This window comes from Ottowia thiooxydans (assembly GCF_040548795.1).
In the GTDB taxonomy this organism is placed as follows: Bacteria; Pseudomonadota; Gammaproteobacteria; order Burkholderiales; family Burkholderiaceae_C; genus Ottowia; species Ottowia thiooxydans_A.
The window spans coordinates 366,889-383,456 of record NZ_JBEPSH010000001.1 but is presented as its reverse complement, the minus strand read 5'-3'; the positions used below and the strand labels follow the sequence as shown (position 1 = coordinate 383,456).

The window sequence follows — 16,568 nt, the reverse complement described above, 5'->3', positions numbered from 1 at the left end:
GGACAGTTACTCCAGCCAGTGCGTGAATGCCTGCACGGGGTCGCGCGGTGTGCGGAATTCGTTGACGGGCGCAGACTCGTCCGCATACCCCAAGGCCATGCCGCACACCAGCATTTCCTCACCCCCCGCACCAATATGTTCCATCACGATGCTCGAATAATTGTTCCACGCCGCTTGCGGGCAGGTGTGCAGCCCACGCGCACGCGCGGCCACCATGAGGTTTTGAATGAACATGCCGTAATCGACCAGACTGCCCTGCCCCATGACTCGATCTACCGTGAACATCAGGCCCACGGGAGCATCGAAGAGCCGATAGTTGCGCTGATGCTGGGCATGCATCTTCTCGTTCTCCCCTTTGGCAATACCCAGCAAGCCATACAGGCTCCATCCGTTTTGTCTGCGCCGTGACAGATAGGGTTCCACCCATTGTCTGGGGTAGTAGTCGTAATCGGGACGGAACTTCGACTCGAGCTCAGGGTGATCTCGCAAGGCATCATGGGCGGCACACACTTTCTCGATCAAGCCTGCTCTTGCGTCGCCTTGCAGCACGTAGACCTTCCAGGGCTGTGCGTTTGAACCCGAAGCCGCACGGCTGGCCACCCGCAAGATTTCTTCCAACATCGTGCGCGGCACTTGGTCAGGCAAAAACGCACGAACGCAAAACCGATTCTCTATAGCGGCATCCACGCTGGCGGGGTCAGAGATCAAAGCATTCAATTGAGACATTGGTTTTTTCCAGAACGGCTTTCAAGGATTTCGCAAGCTGCCGCTGGTAGCCGCGCTTACGGACCAGCTGAAATGTCACGACGACCACGCAGAAGTCGGGCTTGCACATTCGTGCTTCCATTCTGCCAGCGCTCTATTGAGTTAAGGCCTATGTGGAAGGAACAAGCACATCGGCGCAGGGGAAATGCGGCGACTCTGCAGGCCTGCCCCGCTTCGAATCAACCAGTCACGCAGTTTTAGAAGAGCTCATCTAAAGAATGCTGCGGCGCAGCAAATACCTATGAAACCCTGCTGCACTGCCCTAGAATTCGCCTAAATGCTGCACTGCAACATAAGAAGTGGTTCAGAGCGGCGCAACAAGCCCCTTTCGTTTAAAAACCTGGAGATGGATATGCTGACACCTGAACAACTCATTGCTTCGCAAAAAGCCAACCTGGAAACTCTGCACGGTTTGACCACCAAAGCCTTTCAAGGCGTTGAGAAACTGGTCGAATTGAATCTGACAGCTGCCAAAGCCGCTCTGTCTGAGTCCGCCAACCACACACAAACCATCTTGAGCGTCAAAGACGCTCAAGAACTTCTCGCCATACAAGCCAACCTGTTCCAGCCTTTGGCGGAAAAAGCTGCTGCTTACAACCGTCATCTGTATGACATCGCTTCGGACACCAGCGCCGAATTCAGCAAAGCCTTCGAAGGCAAATTGGCTGAAAGCCAAGCTCAGTTCGCCACTCTGGTTGAAAACGCTTCCAAAAACGCACCTGCCGGCTCTGAAACTGCTGTGGCCGTCATGAAAAACGCCGTAGCTGCCGCCAGCAACGCATTTGAATCCGTTCAAAAGGCGGTCAAACAAGCTTCTGACGTCGCTGAAGCCAACTACAGTGCCATGGCATCCAGCGCCACCAGCGCTGTCAAAAACGCTACTGCTGCTGCCAAGAAAACTCGTTAATTCAACACCTGGGTCGTGCGGTCTTCCCGCAAGATTGAACTACCCGGCTTGAATTGAGTGACTGGCGAGCTTTCTTGCTCAGGCAAGGGAGCTCCCAGTGGAAAAAAATGCACTCCTGACATTCTTTTCCACTGGCTCCAGCCTTGAGAGCGTTAACCGCTCTAGCACCGACGCACCAAGCTTCAATGGTTGTCTTCGATGTTCAGAATCTTCCCCAACCCCAGGAAGTAGTTGGCGAAAGCCAGCACAGCGGCGGTGACCACGATATAGACCACAGAGAGGGCTGCCAGAGTGGGATCTGCGAACTCGCGCACATAGTTGTACATGGCCACTGGCAGCGTCTGTGTCTCCTGAGTCGTCACGAAGAGCGATGCGGTGAATTCGCTGAAAGACATGATGGCTGCAAACAGCCAGCCACCAAAGAGTCCTGGTGCCAGCAATGGAATCGTGATCGTGAACATCACCTTCATCGGCGATGCTCCCAAGCTGGCAGCGGCCTGCTCCAGGCGCTCGTCCAGATTTTCCATTGAAACGTAGACACTTCTCAACACAAAAGGCAAGACCAGCATGACGTGGCAGAGAATGACGATGCCATAGCTGCGGTGCATGGAGGCTTGGGACACCAGAATCAGCAAGCCCAGGCCCAGTGTGAAATGCGGCACGACCAAGGGCGAATGCAAGATGGCCAAAAGTATCTTCTTGCCTTTGAATTCAAGCCGCTTGACTGCTATGGACAGGCAAGTGCCAATTACCAGCGCCAGGACAGATGACCACCCGGTGATGATCAGGCTGGCACGGAAGCCCTCCCGAAAGTCCGGGTAGCTGAAGGCTCGCACAAACCATTTCACGGAGTAGGAGTCAGGTGGAAAAGACAGAATAGCCTTCTCGTTGAATGCGGCGAGAGTGACCACCACCACCGGCAAAAGCACGAACGCCATTAAAAGCGCGACCAGCGCGGGGCCGCCAATTCGCAATGGCAAGGGCAAGGAGCTGCGGATTTTCATTTTTCAGTGCCCTCCAATGGTTTGAAGACGTTTGGTGAACAGGCCCAGAGCAAACAGTGCAGCGGCCGTCAGCAACAGGCCCATCACGCTCAAGCTGGCAGCCAGCGGGAAATTCATGGAAGAAAAGCCAAGTTGATACACCAGCGTGGACACCGTCGGCACGCGCCCGCCGCCTATCATCTGCGGCGTCGCAAATGCGCTGAAAGTCCAGGCAAACGCGGTCGTGATGCTGGCCAGAATGCCGGGCATCGAAAGCGGCAAGGTGATCGTGAAAAAGGTTCGCACAGGGCCCGCACCCAGGCTCTGGGCCGCTTTTTCATAATCTCGGTTGATATGGGAAATCGCCGTGGCAAGCATCAGCACCACCACGGGGATCGTCACGTGGACCAGCGCCACAAGCACCCCAAAATGGGTAAACATCAATTCCAACGGCCATTCAATCAGGCCGAGCTTTCGCAAGGCACCATTGATGAATCCGTTGCTGCCCAACACTGCGATCCAGGAATAGGTGCGAACGATCTCACCCAGAAACAGCGGTGTGATCGAAACGACCAGGATGAAGGACTTGAGCGCACGGTTCCTCACCCGCACCAAAGCATAAGCCAGCGGGTAAGCGACCAGCAGAGAGAAGATCGTCGTCTCTACACTCAAGAGCAAGGTGTTGGAGAACGCATCGAGATAGATCGACTTGCCAAGCCCGCTGAAGTTCTCCAGCGTGAGCCCGCCCACATCCAGGGAACCGGGAACGAATGCCCGGAAGCTGAACTGCAGAACCGCTACCAATGACACCGTGATGCAAAGCGCGATAAATATGGCTGGTGAAACCAGCCAGGCCCGTGGATCGGAACGCATTCCTAAACCTTCTTCCTATGTTCAAACGAGGGCGAAGGATTCGAAGGCAAGGCCTTTTCGAATCTTTCGCCAGGCGACCTGAATCAGGGTCAGTTCATGATGTTTTCAGTGAACCACTTGCGCCATTCGGCAGTTTTCTCTGCGCGCAGCTTGTCGTCGATCACGATCGCCTGTTTGGACCATTGCTCTTTGGTGGTGAACACACCTGGCAGCTTGGCATCTTCCGCAGAGACTTTGGCGTTGTCGACGACCGGACTGGCTTTCTTGGAGGCGACGATCTTCGATTGCACTTCTGGCGACAGGGCAATATTCATGAACTTGTAGGCCAGATCAGCCTTGGTGGAGCCTTTCATGATGCCCATGGTGTCCACGCCCAATACGGCGCCTTCCTTAGGCATGACCACCTTGATTGGCACCCCTTGGTTGACCATGTGGTACGCGTTCATCGAGAGGATGACCTCGACCGGCGTCTCCCCCGTGGCAATCAGTTGCTGTGCATTCGCATCATTGGTGTAGAAGGCCTTGAAATTGGGTTTCAGCGCTTTCAGTTTTTGCTGACCTTTTTCCCATGACTTGGCATCAGCGCCCGACAACATGGCCGAAACCGCGATGATGTGGCTCGGATCGAAATCAGGAGCGCTGATCTTGCCCTTCAGCGCAGGGTTCCACAGATCGTTCCAGCTCTCGAACTTGACGCTGGGGGGCACCATGTCGGCGCGATACCCAATGGTGTACACATACGCCCAGCTGCCGATGTGGAATGGGCTGATCTTGGCGCGGTCTACAAGACGGCTGTAGTTGGGGATCTTGCTGGTATCCAGCGTCTCGAAGAGATTGCCATCGGCATACAACCAGCCGACGTGGGACGTCGTGAACGTGATGTCGCTCTCTGGCTTGGAGGCCAGCTTGGCTTTGTTCAAGCGATCAATCGTACCTCCAGTGACATATTTCACCGGCACACCAGTCTGCCGCGTGAACTCCTTGCCTATGTTCTCGTCGATGAGATCGCGAAAACTGCCGCCCCATGTACTCACCACCAGGGCGTCCTGGGCAAATGCACCCGTGCCACCCAGGGTGGCGGATAAAACGCACAACGTCAAAAGCTTACGAATCATTGTTGATCCCTCATCGAAATGTTGAACATATGCCCGAACGGAAAGAGTCTCGGCGGCGTAGGCGAACTTGCATAAATCGGGCCAACGACCATTGACTCAAATCACAGGACAGATGATGAGGAAAGAGACCTGCTCCGGCCAAGTCGCCTTTTACATACAGGTGCCTCAAATTTCCCGATGGGGCTGATAGGCGTCATCACGGCGTAGGAAATTCCTAAACGGCCAGCCAGAAAATACAAATGGCGCCATTGGCAGGCTCGCACGAACATGTCCACTTCAGTCTTTTTTTCAACGCTCGCGAGTCCGACCATGAAGCACACCCGCATCCGCACCTTCAATACAAAAGACACCTATCCGGAGCAAAAGCTCGACAACGACCTCTGCCAGGCGGTGGTGGCCCGGGGCAGCACAGTTTTCCTGCGTGGGCAGATCGGCCAAAACCTTGACACCTCCGAGAGCGTGTGCATTGGCGATGTCTCAGGGCAAGCTGAGCAGGCCATGTCCAACATCGCCATGCTGCTCAAGGAGGCTGGTGGTGAACTTGAGCACATCTGCAAGATTACGATCTACATCATCGATCCGCGCTATCGCGAAGCAGTCTACCGTGTGGTGGGCCGCTGGCTGAAGGGCGTTTTCCCTGTATCGACCGGCATCGTGGTCTCCGCCCTCGCCCGCCCGGAATGGCTGGTGGAGATCGATGCAACCGCCGTCATTCCCGATTGAGCGGTAAAACCGCAGAGCGATAAAACCACCATGACCTTTTCCATCATCGCGCGTTGCCCTGCCAGTGGACAGTTTGGCGCCGCCGTTGCCTCATCTTCGCCAGCGGTCGCCTCGCGTTGTATCCGTGGGCGCAAGGGCGTGGGCGCAGCAACGAGCCAAAATATCACCGACCCCGAACTCGGGCCGCTCGCTTTGGATCTGATGGCCGATGGCCTCACCCCGGAGCAGGCACTGGCGGAGCTACGCAAACGCCCCTTCATCGACTATCGCCAGCTGATGGCCATAGATGCGCACAATCCACCGGTGGTATTTACAGGAGCCCAAGCCTTGGGCACCCTGGCCAGTGTGGTAGGCGAGCATGCGGCGTGCGCCGGCAATATGCTGCGTACCACCGATGTGCCGCAGGCGATGCTGTTGGCCTTCGAGCGGGCTGAAGGGCCTTTGGCCGAGCGGCTGATGCAGGCCATGCTGGCCGGCCAGGCCGCAGGGGGCGAAGAAGGCCCTGTGCATTCGGCTGGCTTGCTGGTCTATGCCGATCAGAGTTGGCCCGTAGTGGACCTTCGGCTGGACTGGGTGGAAGACGATCCGGTTCAGGCCCTTTATGCCACGTGGAAAGTGTACGAACCCCAATTGAAAGACTATGTGACGCGGGCATTGGATCCTCACGCAGCGCCAAGCTTTGGCGTTCCTGGAAATCTTTGACCTTGCGATGGCGTCGCTACACTGACCGGTGATACCGAGTTGCGGTCGCTCGATAAGAGCCGTTAGGGCTGAACCGGTCGAAGCCTGTCCTGAGTCCGTCAAAGTGGCCTCATGCGGAGCTTCGACAGGCTTAGCGTGAACGGTTTGGTATTTTTGAAAGCAAATTGGTAGCAATCCTCAACACCGTTCTATTCACCCGTACATGCTCAACCGCATTTCCCTGCGTCAGATGGAGTATTTCGTCGCCACAGCCAAACATGGCAGCATTGCCACGGCTTCGGCGCAAATCCATATTTCCTCGCCATCGATTTCAGCGGCCATCGCCCACATAGAGTCTGAGCTCGGGGTGCAGTTGTTCGTACGCCATCCATCCAAGGGCCTGGGTCTGACTGCCATTGGCACGCTGGTACTGCAGCAATGCGAAGACGTGTTGAGCCGATCTTCACGCCTCTACGAGATTGCTGCGGACTCAAGCGACGCTATCCAGGGCTCTTTGCGAGTGGGCTGCTTCCAATCTCTGACGGCCATGATCGCCCCAGAAGTCATCTTTGGGTTTTCGAGGGCTTTCGACAAGGTTGAACTTCAGATGATCGAGGGCGATCAGGAAGTGCTCATGAACAAGCTTCGCGCCCTGGAAATCGATCTGGCGATTACCTACGATTTGCATCAGGGAGACGACATCCAGTTCGAATGTCTGGCGAGCCTGCCTCCTCATGTACTGGTGGGAGAAGTTCATCCGCTGGCCAAGGAGCGAGCGATCACCTTGGCAGAGCTGGCACCACAACCCTTTGTGTTGCTGGATATGCCTATGAGCAGAGACTACTTCACCTCGATTTTCGCCAAAGCTGGCGTGGCGCCGAATATCGTGGCGCGTTCGAGTTCGACGGAAGTTGTGCGCTCCATGGTGGCCAACGGCATCGGCTACACACTGTTCAACGTTAGGCCCAAGTCCAACGAAGCGCTCGATGGAAAACGAACGGTACGCGTTCGGCTTGCGGGTGACAACCGTCCCATGCTCCTGGGATTGGCCACCTACAAGTCCGTGAAGCAACCACGCCTTACGCGCGTTTTCATGGAACGCTGCCGAGCCTACATTTCAGATCAGTACATCCCCGGGATGAGCGCTGCCAATTTCTTCGATCCCCATATTCCAGATTCCTGAAGAAAAGACGATGGAAAAACCACAATCCTCAAGCAGCATTGCCCTGCTGGAAACTCTCGTTTCCTTTCCTTCCGTATCGTTGAAACCCAACATAGGTCTGATCGAGAAAGTGGAAGAGATCCTGGCACAAGCCGGTATCGAATCCATGCGGGCGCCGGATCCACAGGATCCGACCCGTACCAACCTCTTTGCAACGGTAGGGCCCCAGGGAATTCCGGGTGTACTGCTCTCCGGGCACACGGATGTGGTTCCAGTGGAGGGACAGCCCTGGACTTCGCCGCCATTCGAGGCTACACATAAGAACGGCCGCCTTTACGGGCGCGGCACAGCCGACATGAAGGGATTCGTCGCATGCGCCGTCACAGCCATGGTGGAAGCCGCGAGCAGACCGTTGACACGACCTCTGCAGCTGGCGCTTTCTTTCGACGAAGAGATTGGATGTGTCGGCGTGCGCCACCTGTTGCGCCGACTCGAAAATAATTTGCCAGCGCCTTATCTTTGCATCATTGGCGAGCCGACTTTGATGCGCATCGGAACTGGCCACAAGGGTAAAGCCGCCTATCGCGCCATCTGCTGCGGCGAGGCCGGGCATTCGGGGCTGGCACCTCGCTTTGTCAATGCGATCCACATGGCAAGCGACCTGGTCGCATCGTTGCGTGATGTGCAGCGCGAGCTGTCCGAAAGCGGTCCTAGAGAGGAAGGCTACGGCGTGCCCTACTCCACCGTGCATGTCGGCACGATCCACGGCGGAAAGGCTCTTAACATCGTCCCATCCGAATGCGAGCTGGGTTTCGAGATTCGCAACGTCTCGCAAGATCAGCCTGAGTTGATACTGGCCCGCATCCTGGAGCGCCTGGCCGAGCGCGTGAAGCGAGAAGCCATGAACGCTGATGCACCGACGCCGGACATCCAGCTCGTCAACAGCTACCCCAGTCTGGACACCCCATCGGATTCACCTGGCGTCGGCCTGCTTGCCTCACTGTTACCGCCAGGTACGCCATGCACCAAGGTGGATTACGGTAGCGAAGGCGGCTTGTTCCAGCAAAGCTGGACCCAGACACCGGTGCTGGTCTGCGGGCCAGGCAGCATTGAAGTCGCGCACAAGGCAGATGAATACGTGGAGCTTTCGCAGATCGAGGCCTGTGACCGGATGCTCCAGGGCTTGGTTGATTTTCTTTGCGATAAGAAAGACGGCTAGCTCCAAGAATTCAAACCGCTCTCTCTGAGCCTGTCGAAGTGGCGTTGCGCAAGCCTTCGACAGGCTCAGGCCGAACGACTTTTTTCTGTTTGAACAATGAACAGTATCTTTGTCACCCAGGGGTTAGGGTGCACAACAATCAACAGCCTCTTTATTACCTAAACGTAGGGCTCACAACAATCCGTTCGCGCTGAGCCTGTCGAAGCGTTGCACAAACCTTCGACAGGCTCAGGCCGAACGGTTTTTTCTGGTTCAACGCCACTCTTCGTTTGACAGAAGCCAGAACCTCAGCCGAACGGTTTTGTTGGTTCGAATGCCACTTTCCGCTTCCAGAAAACCATGGAACCTCATCCCGGAAGGCTCTTGTCGAACGGCCGCAACTCAGTGTCTGTCAGAGGATGATCAGCACCCTCTGACTTATCAAGACCGATCTACGGCTTTGTGTACGACATATAACCGTTTTGAAGCACGATATGGTCGGCCACGTATTTCGCGTCGTGCCATACACCGTAGATGAACGACGATGCTCTGTTGACCAGATTCGGCAGACCCAGGAAATAAATTCCGCTTTCCGCGGAAATTCCGCGTTTATGGAAGGGCTCGCCTTTTTCGTTGAAGGCATTGACCTTCAACCAGCTGTAGTCAAACTTGAAACCGGTGGCCCAGAGAACGGTCGTGATTCCGGCAGCGCCAAGGTCAAGGCTCAGGATTGGATCCTTGAGGCAGTCTGGGTCAGGAAGCAGTTCCCACGCTTCAGGCTCGGGTGGAAAAGGCAGGCCATTCTGTTCAATATAGGCATCCGCCTCCCGCAGCACGTCGAAGTACGCCTGATCACCGTCGGCCACATTTTTTGCCAGTCCTTCTTCGAACTCTATAACACCATCGCGATAAGACTTCGTCAACCCAACCAGCGTAATACCCATATGGGCCAGGCGACGGAAATCCACCGTCTTACCGCCTTCGTAGCCGCTGACCGCGAAGGCCACATGCTCTTTCTTTGGCCTGATCTTCACTTCATCCCACAAGCCCAGCGCGCCCAGCCACCAGCAATAATCGCGGCCACGATAGGAGCGCGGTGGCCTGTAATGCTCGCCCACTGAAAGATAAACCTTCCGGCCGGACTTGCGCAATTCCTCCGCGATCTGAGAGCCAGATGCACCCGCACCGACCACCAGTACAGCACCTTCGGGCAATTGGCCCGGGTTCTTGTAGGTCGATGAATGCAGTTGCTGGAGGCCACTGCTTTCGGGAATGATCTTTGGATACGCTGGAGTCTGGAAGGGCCCGGTAGCTGTCACGACATTAGCCGCCTCAATCACTCCTGCGGACGTCGTCACCTTGAAGCCCGGCCGACCTTGAAGACGTTCGACTTGAGTGACTTCCACGCCTGTTCGCACGGGCGCCTTGATCATCTTTGCGTAGTCCTCGAAGTACTGGGCCACGCGCTCTTTCGCTGGAAATGTCTCCGGCGAGATGTCGTCGAATTTCAACGCCGGAAAGCGGTCATGCCAGGCGGGCCCGTTGGCCACCAGGGAATCCCAACGCTCCGAGCGCCACCGCTCCGCGATCCGGTGGCGCTCCAGCACGATATGCGGCACGTCCATCTGCGAAAGGTGTTCGCTCATCGCTATTCCGGCCTGGCCAGCACCAACCACGAGGGTATTGATTTTTTCCACTGACATTGAGGTTTCCTAAAGATAATGTCGACCGGATAAGGTCCGTCATTGCCCGGCAAGACGGCGCACAGATTTATCCGTCATCGATGGCGACAAGTTTGGTCAAGCCAACGAAGTTTGGAAATCACGTTTTTCGAACTCAGGACTTAGGAAAATACAAAGTGCTGTCAACAAGGCCTGGGTGAATGCGCCAGGTGCTCCCAGGAACGCGCCGAGCCAGCATGAGTTTTCCTATGCCCACGCAGGTGTTATCGGGTGGCGTCTCACCCTGAGAGGACGTGAGCTGAAGCCCGCGGCCGGCCCGCTCACAAGCGTTATTGAAGCCTGGCTCAGGCTATTTCGTTTTTTCCGAGGGGTGACATCAATTTCTGCAAAGATCGAATGGCCGCGGTTTGCCTTATCGTCTCCGCAGGACCTGACTCATGACCAGAGTGGCCCAGCGCGATGGATAGCATCGTCGCCTTGAGTCTATTGGCATCCCGCACGCCCCTTATTCATCGCGCAATCATGAACGTATCCAACCAGCCTGCACGGCAACAAAACCAGCCAAAACCCGAGGCCGATATTGCCGTCAGCCTGCAAGGCGTGGGCAAGAAGTACCACGATCAGACCGTGTTGCACGAGCTCTCGTTAGACATCAGCCGGGGCGAGTTCCTCACGCTGCTGGGCCCCTCTGGCTGCGGAAAGACGACGCTTCTCAACCTGATCGCAGGCTTCGCCGAAGCTGACTCTGGCGAGATCTTCGTCGACGGCCAGCCGATCACGAGCGAGCCTCCGCACAAGCGGCAAATCGGCATTGTGTTTCAGAACTACGCACTGTTCCCGCACATGACAGTCGAGCACAACATCGGCTATGGCCTGCGCATGCGAGGCGTATCCAAAGCGGAAGTGGCGCAGCGCGTGAAGGATGCGATGGCCATGGTCAAACTCGACGGTTTGGGACACCGCAAGCCTCGGGAGCTCTCCGGCGGGCAGCAGCAGCGTGTGGCCCTGGCGCGAGCACTCATCATCCAGCCCAAGGTATTGCTTCTCGACGAACCCTTTTCTGCGCTGGACAAAAGCCTGCGCGGCTCCATGCAGTTCGAGATTCGGGAAATTCAGCGCCGCCTGGGACTGACCACTGTGTTCGTCACCCATGACCAGGGCGAGGCCTTGGCCATGTCCGACCGTATTGCGGTGATGTCCAGCGGCGTAATCCGCCAGATTGCTTCGCCAGCGGACCTCTATCAAAACCCTAGGGATCCCTTCGTGGCATCCTTTCTGGGCGACGTGAACATTCTGCCGGCCCATTACCACGGCAAAGTGGCCACGGACATCCAGCTGCGCCTGGGCGCCGGGTTGCTGAGCCTGCCGCAAGATCGCCTGGCAAATCCTGCTCACGAAGGCCAGCGGCTGGACGTCTATGTGCGACCCGAACACATCACTCTGGAGAGCCTTCATGCCGGCTCCGTGCTGAGTGGCACTGTCATCAACCACGTCTTCCAGGGCGATCACATCAATACCTTCGTCGATGTCGCCATTCCCCCAATGACTACCCGCCACGTCGTCACTGTGCGCAGCGCAGGCCCGGGCGCCCTGCAGCAATGGCCTATAGGGTCGGTCGCCGGGCTTGCCCTTCCAGATGAAGGCATCAGTGTCTTTACCCCACTGAAATGAACAGGAAAGAACTGACGTGAGCGAAACCACCCCCTCCTCCCGCCCTTCATCCATGCGTGCCATCATCGCGCGCGAACCCGGCAACGCCAGCGTGCTGATGATGGCAGACCGCCCTATGCCGGAGCCCGCGGCTGGTGAAGTGCTACTGCGAGTTCTGGCAGCCGGCATCAACCGCCCTGACATCATGCAGCGGCAGGGCATTGCAAAACCAGCCCCCGGCGTCACCGACGTGCTCGGCCTGGAAGTGTGTGGCGAAGTGGTCGCCTGTGGTCCCGGCGTAGACAGCACCTTGCTCGGCCAACGGCTGATGAGTCTGGTTCCCGGTGGCGGCTACGCGCCCTGGTGTACCGCAGCAGTCGATCATTCATTCGTGGTGCCCTCCGGCCTCTCAGATATCGAGGCCGCTGCGTTGCCTGAAGGCCTTTTTACCGTCTGGCACAACCTGTTCGAACTAGGCCGGTTGCGCATGGGAGAGACGGTGTTGATCCACGGCGCAGCAGGTGGCATTGGAACCTTGGCAATCCAGATGGCCCGTGCCGCTGGCGCTACCGTAATCGCCACAGCCAGCGACGAAGATCGCTTTGCCGAACTTAACGTCCTTGGAGTCGATGCCCCCATCTGCTGGCCCACCACCGACTTTGTGCAAGCCTGCCTGGACTACACCGAAGGACGTGGGGCCGATGTGGTGCTTGATGTCGTCGGAGGGGACTACGTTCGGCGTAACCTGCAAGCCATGGCTTTTGGCGGTCGTCACGTCAGCCTCTCATTCATGCAGGGCTCCACGGTTCAGGTCGAGCTACTGACGCTCATGCAGCGGCAGATCAGCCTGCACTCTTCTACCATGCGCCCACAGAGTCGCCTTGAGAAGACCCGCATGGCCCAATGCATTGCGCATCATGTGATGCCTCTGCTCAGGAATGGACGAGTAAGGCCGCGCATTCATGGCACTTTCCCGCTGGCAGAAGCTGCCGCTTCACACGAAATGCTGGAGAGCGGCAAGGTGTTCGGCAAGCTCGTTCTAACAACTTGATCAAAATCTCCTAGCGAGAGCACGAGGCATCACTTCTGTTTTCGTCGCATGGGCGCACCCTTGCATCCACAATTGTTCGAACACAACCGTTCTCTCCTTGAGACATTGAACACGCTTCACAATGAAAATTCTCTTCGCTCCCACATCACCCTTTGTCCGCAAAGTCATGGTCTGCGCGCATCTGACTGGCCAGGCGCAAGAGATCGAGCGCCTGGACAGTGCGGCGCACCCTGTTCGCCGTGACCCGAGAATTGCCGCTCACAACCCGCTGGCCAAGGTCCCCACGCTGATATTGGACAACGGCCAGTCACTCTATGACAGCAGGGTAATCTGCGAATACCTGGCCGATCGCGCTGGCGCCAGCGCCAGCTACATCTTTCCGGCGGCAGGCCCCGCGCGGTGGACCGCCCTGACGCGCCAATCCCTGGGAGATGGATTGCTTGATGCGGCGTTGCTCGCGCGCTATGAGTTGACGGCACGCCCACCTGAATTCCAGTGGGCCACCTGGAGAGAAGCGCTTTTGAACAAAGCTGAAGCCTGCCTGGAGTCCATCGACGCCATGGCACCCGAGTTGGCTCTGGAGCAGCCCAGCATCGGCGAGATCACCATAGCTTGCGCGCTCGGTTATCTGGACTTTCGCTTTCCTGAAATCGACTGGCGCGCCCGGCACACTCATGCAGCCCGCTGGAACGAAGCCATTCAAAATCTCCCAGCCTTTCAAGCCACCCGCCCCTACGAAAGTTGAACGCCATGAGTGACATCACCATCTGGTTTCTGAACGGACCCAATGCCAACCTGTACGGCCTGGATGCCAACAAAACCTACGGAACGGACAGCTTTCCGGTGCTGCAGTCACGCTGCGAAAAAAAGGCGGCCTCTCTGAACGCCGAGTTCCGGTTCCTTCAATCGAACTACGAAGGTCAGTTGATCGACTGGATCCAGGAGGCCCGTGGCGTAGCCGATGGCATCATCATCAATGCGGCCGGCTTGACTTACACCTCTATCCCGATCCTCGATGCCCTGATGTCCTTCCCCGGCAAGATCATTGAGGCTCATATGAGCAACATCTGGAAGCGCGAGCCTTTTCGCCATCACTCCTATATCTCCAAAGTGGCCGATGGACTCATCGCTGGCCTGGGCGGCGATGGCTATGAACTGGCCATCCAGGCTATCGCCGATCTGGTTAGAAAAAGCAAATAGGCAGGCCCGATGATGAAACCTGAAGCAGCCCCTTTGGGTACCCTGGCCTTCTATAGTGATTTCGACGATTTTGAAACCTGGAAGCGTGCGCTCCAGGCACAACTGCCCGATTTGAAGATCGTGCATGCGAGCGAGATCGACAACCCTCAAGAGATCGCCTATGCACTGGTCTGGAAGCCGCCAGCACGCTTTTTCGATCGCATGGAAAACCTGCGGCTTATCGTCAATCTGGGTGCGGGGGTAGACTCATTGGTGAACCGGGATGATTTACCTGCAGGTATTCCTATCACGCGGATCACGGACCCCCAGATGGCGCGAATGATGGCGGGCTATGTGCTGTTTTCCGTACTGCGGCATGCCCGAGACATTCCCTTTTTCGAACAGGCTCAGCGCCTGGGAAAATGGGCGTACCGGCACCCCCGCTCACCGGATGAGATCACAGTCAGCGTGCTGGGCTTGGGGCAGCTGGGCGCCAAGGCTGCGTACGAATTGCAGCGCCAAGGTTTCAAAGTGCTTGGCTGGTCGCGCAGCCCGGCTCAAATAGAAGGCGTGGAGTGTCATTCAGGCATAGAAGCGCTGGATAGCGTAATCGGACAAGCGGACATCCTGGTGCTCATGCTGCCGCACACCCCGCAAACTGTTAACTTGCTCAACCGCGAGCGCCTGGGAAAAATGAAGCCTGGCGCTGCCTTGGTCAATGTGGCGCGGGGGAGCCTGGTAGATCAAACAGCCCTGATTGACCTCCTCAAAATCGGGCACATCGGCGCCGCCACGCTGGACGTCTTTGAGCGTGAACCCCTACCGGCAGGACATCCGCTGTGGAGCATGCCGAACGTGCTGATTACCCCGCATCTGGCCTCCGTTGCGATTCCTTCCTCTTCCGCCACCCAGATTGCGGCCAATATCCGGTGCATATCAGCAGGCATGCCACCAGACAACGTCATTGATCCTTCGCGGGGATACTAGGCATTTTCAAGTCTTACAGCCGCCCAGGGTGTTCGGCACGCTATCAGCCAATACCGCTGAGCTGCTCCAGAACAGCCCTGAGCTTTTGAGGAAGCGGTACGGGCCTTTGTGTTTCTCGGTCCACGTAGACATGCACGAAATGGCCTTTGGCTGCTGTCTTGTCGGCACCTTGAGCGAAAAGTCCGACCTCGTAGCGAACGCTGGAAGAACCAATATGTGCCACGCGAATACCCGCCTCCACCGTCTGCGGGAACGACAAGGGTGCGAAGTACTGGCATTGTGTTTCGATGACGAAACCAATGGTGCCGCCGTTTTCGGTGTCTAACGCGCCCTGCTCAATGAGGTGCGCATTGACTGCTGTATCAAACCAGCTGTAGTAGATCACGTTGTTCACGTGGCCGTATTGATCGTTGTCCATCCACCTGGTGGTGATGCTGCGGAACGCGCGATAGCTGTCACGATGCTCGGGCTGAGGGCGGGGTGATGCATTCATCTTCCCATTCTGCCAGCGCTCGAACAGGGTTCTGGCCCTGTGCAGCAAACTGTGCATCCACGACTTATCCGCAGACCTGCCCGGCGCGCAGCCCATCTCGTAGCCCACGCCCTGATCCGTGATCGATCTTGCGGCGACTCTCGAACTGAATCTCCAGGTTTTAGAAAGCCCCATCTAAAAATGCTGCAGCGCACCAAATACGCTTGCAATCTTTCCTCGTCGGCCTAGAATTCATACACATGCTGCACTGCAACATAAGAAGTCGTTCAGAGCTGCAAAACAAGCCCCTTAATTTAATCCTGGAGATTGATATGCCACTGACACCTGAACAACTCGTCGCAACGCAAAAAGCCAACCTGGAAACTCTCCATGGTCTGACCACCAAGGCCTTCGAAGGCGTGGAAAAATTGGTCGAACTGAATCTGACCGCTGCCAAAGCTGCTCTGTCAGAGTCCGCTACCCATACACAAGCTCTGTTGAACGTCAAAGACGCTCAAGAACTGGTCGCTCTGCAAGCTAACCTGTTCCAGCCTTTGGCCGAAAAAGCCGCTGCTTACAGCCGTCACCTGTACGACATCGCTTCTGGCACCAGCGCTGAATTCAGCAAAGCTTTCGAAGGCAAAGTCGCCGAGAGCCAAGCTCAGTTCGCCTCCATGGTCGACAACGCTTCCAAGAACGCACCAGCCGGTTCTGAAACCGCCGTTGCAGTGATGAAAAGCGCTGTAGCAGCTGCTACCAACGCGTTTGAATCCGTGCAAAAGGCTGTCAAGCAAGCGTCTGATGTCGCTGAAGCCAACTTCAACGCCGTTGCTTCCAGCGCCACCAACGCTGCCAAGAGCGCAACTGCTGCTGCCAAAAAGGCTCGTTGATTCGAGTTCGTCGGTAGATGAACCGGGGTTAGTGAAGTTTGCCAGGCAAATCACATCTCTGAGCACATCGACTGACCTGTGAGCTTCCTTGTTCAGACAGCGAAGCTCCCAGTGGAAAGGGATTGCACATGGACATCCTTTTCCACTGGTGCCAAAAGCCAAGGCTCCTAAAGCTTGTCTCCTCGGATTCTTTCGAAACCTCAGGGTTCAGGAATCCCTTAAAGGGTTGATCGCAAGATCAGCCCTTTTT

At 56.7% G+C, this 16,568-nt stretch carries 17 protein-coding genes; 11 read left to right on the top strand and 6 right to left on the bottom strand.

All coding sequences use genetic code 11. From position 1 onward, the window contains the following. Nucleotides 1-6 precede the first annotated feature (6 nt). Entirely contained in the window at nt 7-726 is a 720-nt protein-coding gene (locus ABIE13_RS01725) for a nitroreductase (protein WP_354440594.1), read from the bottom strand. A gap of 391 nt (nt 727-1,117) precedes the next feature. On the opposite strand from ABIE13_RS01725, the gene phaP reads away from it, so the two are divergent. Then, nucleotides 1,118-1,672 carry a TIGR01841 family phasin gene (gene phaP, locus ABIE13_RS01720; RefSeq protein WP_354440592.1) on the top strand — a complete coding sequence of 185 codons (555 nt, stop codon included), beginning with the start codon at nt 1,118-1,120 and terminating at the stop codon, nt 1,670-1,672. Nucleotides 1,673-1,854: 182 nt separating this feature from the next. Here the strand turns inward: phaP and ABIE13_RS01715 are convergent, their stop codons facing one another. The 3 genes from ABIE13_RS01715 to ABIE13_RS01705 form a co-directional block, all read right to left on the bottom strand. Next, a complete protein-coding gene (locus ABIE13_RS01715; RefSeq protein WP_354440590.1) occupies nt 1,855-2,676 on the bottom strand; it encodes an ABC transporter permease in 822 nt (273 codons plus the stop codon). 3 nt (nt 2,677-2,679) lie between these two features. Then, nucleotides 2,680-3,528 carry an ABC transporter permease gene (locus ABIE13_RS01710; RefSeq protein ID WP_354440588.1) on the bottom strand — a complete coding sequence of 283 codons (849 nt, stop codon included), beginning with the start codon at nt 3,526-3,528 and terminating at the stop codon, nt 2,680-2,682. Between the two features lie 89 nt (nt 3,529-3,617). Further along, the gene (locus tag ABIE13_RS01705) at nt 3,618-4,643 is read right to left on the bottom strand and encodes an ABC transporter substrate-binding protein (RefSeq protein WP_354440586.1); all 1,026 of its coding nucleotides are present in this window, start codon (nt 4,641-4,643) and stop codon (nt 3,618-3,620) included. 309 nt (nt 4,644-4,952) lie between these two features. Between ABIE13_RS01705 and ABIE13_RS01700 the strand changes: the two genes are divergently transcribed. From ABIE13_RS01700 to argE, 4 genes are all read left to right on the top strand, one after another. Next, on the top strand, nt 4,953-5,366 hold the full coding sequence (locus ABIE13_RS01700) for a RidA family protein (protein WP_354440585.1): 414 nt from the start codon (nt 4,953-4,955) through the stop codon (nt 5,364-5,366). Nucleotides 5,367-5,396: 30 nt separating this feature from the next. Further along, nucleotides 5,397-6,068, top strand: coding sequence for a DUF1028 domain-containing protein (locus ABIE13_RS01695; RefSeq protein WP_354440584.1), 672 nt, complete (start codon nt 5,397-5,399; stop codon nt 6,066-6,068). 202 nt (nt 6,069-6,270) lie between these two features. Next, on the top strand, nt 6,271-7,230 hold the full coding sequence (locus ABIE13_RS01690; RefSeq protein WP_354440582.1) for a LysR family transcriptional regulator: 960 nt from the start codon (nt 6,271-6,273) through the stop codon (nt 7,228-7,230). A gap of 10 nt (nt 7,231-7,240) precedes the next feature. After that, nucleotides 7,241-8,428: an acetylornithine deacetylase gene (gene argE / locus ABIE13_RS01685; RefSeq protein WP_354440581.1), complete on the top strand. Its 1,188-nt coding sequence runs from the start codon at nt 7,241-7,243 to the stop codon at nt 8,426-8,428. Between the two features lie 431 nt (nt 8,429-8,859). Here argE and ABIE13_RS01680 read toward each other — a convergent pair whose 3' ends face one another. Next, nucleotides 8,860-10,110: a flavin-containing monooxygenase gene (locus tag ABIE13_RS01680; protein ID WP_354440579.1), complete on the bottom strand. Its 1,251-nt coding sequence runs from the start codon at nt 10,108-10,110 to the stop codon at nt 8,860-8,862. A gap of 501 nt (nt 10,111-10,611) precedes the next feature. Here ABIE13_RS01680 and ABIE13_RS01675 point away from each other — a divergent pair. The 5 genes from ABIE13_RS01675 (at nt 10,612) to ABIE13_RS01655 (ending at nt 14,956) form a co-directional block, all read left to right on the top strand. Continuing rightward, nucleotides 10,612-11,760 carry an ABC transporter ATP-binding protein gene (locus ABIE13_RS01675; protein WP_354440578.1) on the top strand — a complete coding sequence of 383 codons (1,149 nt, stop codon included), beginning with the start codon at nt 10,612-10,614 and terminating at the stop codon, nt 11,758-11,760. 16 nt (nt 11,761-11,776) lie between these two features. After that, complete coding sequence (locus tag ABIE13_RS01670) at nt 11,777-12,790, top strand: NAD(P)H-quinone oxidoreductase (RefSeq protein ID WP_354440576.1); 1,014 nt, start codon at nt 11,777-11,779, stop codon at nt 12,788-12,790. Between the two features lie 121 nt (nt 12,791-12,911). After that, a complete protein-coding gene (locus ABIE13_RS01665) occupies nt 12,912-13,535 on the top strand; it encodes a glutathione S-transferase (RefSeq protein ID WP_354440574.1) in 624 nt (207 codons plus the stop codon). A gap of 5 nt (nt 13,536-13,540) precedes the next feature. After that, on the top strand, nt 13,541-13,990 hold the full coding sequence (locus ABIE13_RS01660; protein ID WP_354440572.1) for a type II 3-dehydroquinate dehydratase: 450 nt from the start codon (nt 13,541-13,543) through the stop codon (nt 13,988-13,990). Nucleotides 13,991-13,999: 9 nt separating this feature from the next. Then, complete coding sequence (locus ABIE13_RS01655; RefSeq protein ID WP_354440570.1) at nt 14,000-14,956, top strand: 2-hydroxyacid dehydrogenase; 957 nt, start codon at nt 14,000-14,002, stop codon at nt 14,954-14,956. Between the two features lie 43 nt (nt 14,957-14,999). Here the strand turns inward: ABIE13_RS01655 and ABIE13_RS01650 are convergent, their stop codons facing one another. Continuing rightward, nucleotides 15,000-15,449, bottom strand: a complete 450-nt coding sequence (locus tag ABIE13_RS01650; protein WP_354440569.1) for an acyl-CoA thioesterase — start codon at nt 15,447-15,449, stop codon at nt 15,000-15,002. Nucleotides 15,450-15,760: 311 nt separating this feature from the next. Between ABIE13_RS01650 and ABIE13_RS01645 the strand changes: the two genes are divergently transcribed. Continuing rightward, nucleotides 15,761-16,318 carry a phasin family protein gene (locus tag ABIE13_RS01645; RefSeq protein WP_354440568.1) on the top strand — a complete coding sequence of 186 codons (558 nt, stop codon included), beginning with the start codon at nt 15,761-15,763 and terminating at the stop codon, nt 16,316-16,318. Nucleotides 16,319-16,568: the final 250 nt, after the last annotated feature.

What these genes read in the sequence shown, in the direction of transcription:
- ABIE13_RS01725 (WP_354440594.1), bottom strand. Translation starts at nt 726, where the DNA reads ATGTCTCAATTGAATGCTTTGATCTCTGACCCCGCCAGCGTGGATGCC.
- phaP (WP_354440592.1), top strand. Translation starts at nt 1,118, where the DNA reads ATGCTGACACCTGAACAACTCATTGCTTCGCAAAAAGCCAACCTGGAA.
- ABIE13_RS01715 (WP_354440590.1), bottom strand. Translation starts at nt 2,676, where the DNA reads ATGAAAATCCGCAGCTCCTTGCCCTTGCCATTGCGAATTGGCGGCCCC.
- ABIE13_RS01710 (WP_354440588.1), bottom strand. Translation starts at nt 3,528, where the DNA reads ATGCGTTCCGATCCACGGGCCTGGCTGGTTTCACCAGCCATATTTATC.
- ABIE13_RS01705 (WP_354440586.1), bottom strand. Translation starts at nt 4,643, where the DNA reads ATGATTCGTAAGCTTTTGACGTTGTGCGTTTTATCCGCCACCCTGGGT.
- ABIE13_RS01700 (WP_354440585.1), top strand. Translation starts at nt 4,953, where the DNA reads ATGAAGCACACCCGCATCCGCACCTTCAATACAAAAGACACCTATCCG.
- ABIE13_RS01695 (WP_354440584.1), top strand. Translation starts at nt 5,397, where the DNA reads ATGACCTTTTCCATCATCGCGCGTTGCCCTGCCAGTGGACAGTTTGGC.
- ABIE13_RS01690 (WP_354440582.1), top strand. Translation starts at nt 6,271, where the DNA reads ATGCTCAACCGCATTTCCCTGCGTCAGATGGAGTATTTCGTCGCCACA.
- argE (WP_354440581.1), top strand. Translation starts at nt 7,241, where the DNA reads ATGGAAAAACCACAATCCTCAAGCAGCATTGCCCTGCTGGAAACTCTC.
- ABIE13_RS01680 (WP_354440579.1), bottom strand. Translation starts at nt 10,110, where the DNA reads ATGTCAGTGGAAAAAATCAATACCCTCGTGGTTGGTGCTGGCCAGGCC.
- ABIE13_RS01675 (WP_354440578.1), top strand. Translation starts at nt 10,612, where the DNA reads ATGAACGTATCCAACCAGCCTGCACGGCAACAAAACCAGCCAAAACCC.
- ABIE13_RS01665 (WP_354440574.1), top strand. Translation starts at nt 12,912, where the DNA reads ATGAAAATTCTCTTCGCTCCCACATCACCCTTTGTCCGCAAAGTCATG.
- ABIE13_RS01660 (WP_354440572.1), top strand. Translation starts at nt 13,541, where the DNA reads ATGAGTGACATCACCATCTGGTTTCTGAACGGACCCAATGCCAACCTG.
- ABIE13_RS01655 (WP_354440570.1), top strand. Translation starts at nt 14,000, where the DNA reads ATGATGAAACCTGAAGCAGCCCCTTTGGGTACCCTGGCCTTCTATAGT.
- ABIE13_RS01650 (WP_354440569.1), bottom strand. Translation starts at nt 15,449, where the DNA reads ATGAATGCATCACCCCGCCCTCAGCCCGAGCATCGTGACAGCTATCGC.
- ABIE13_RS01645 (WP_354440568.1), top strand. Translation starts at nt 15,761, where the DNA reads ATGCCACTGACACCTGAACAACTCGTCGCAACGCAAAAAGCCAACCTG.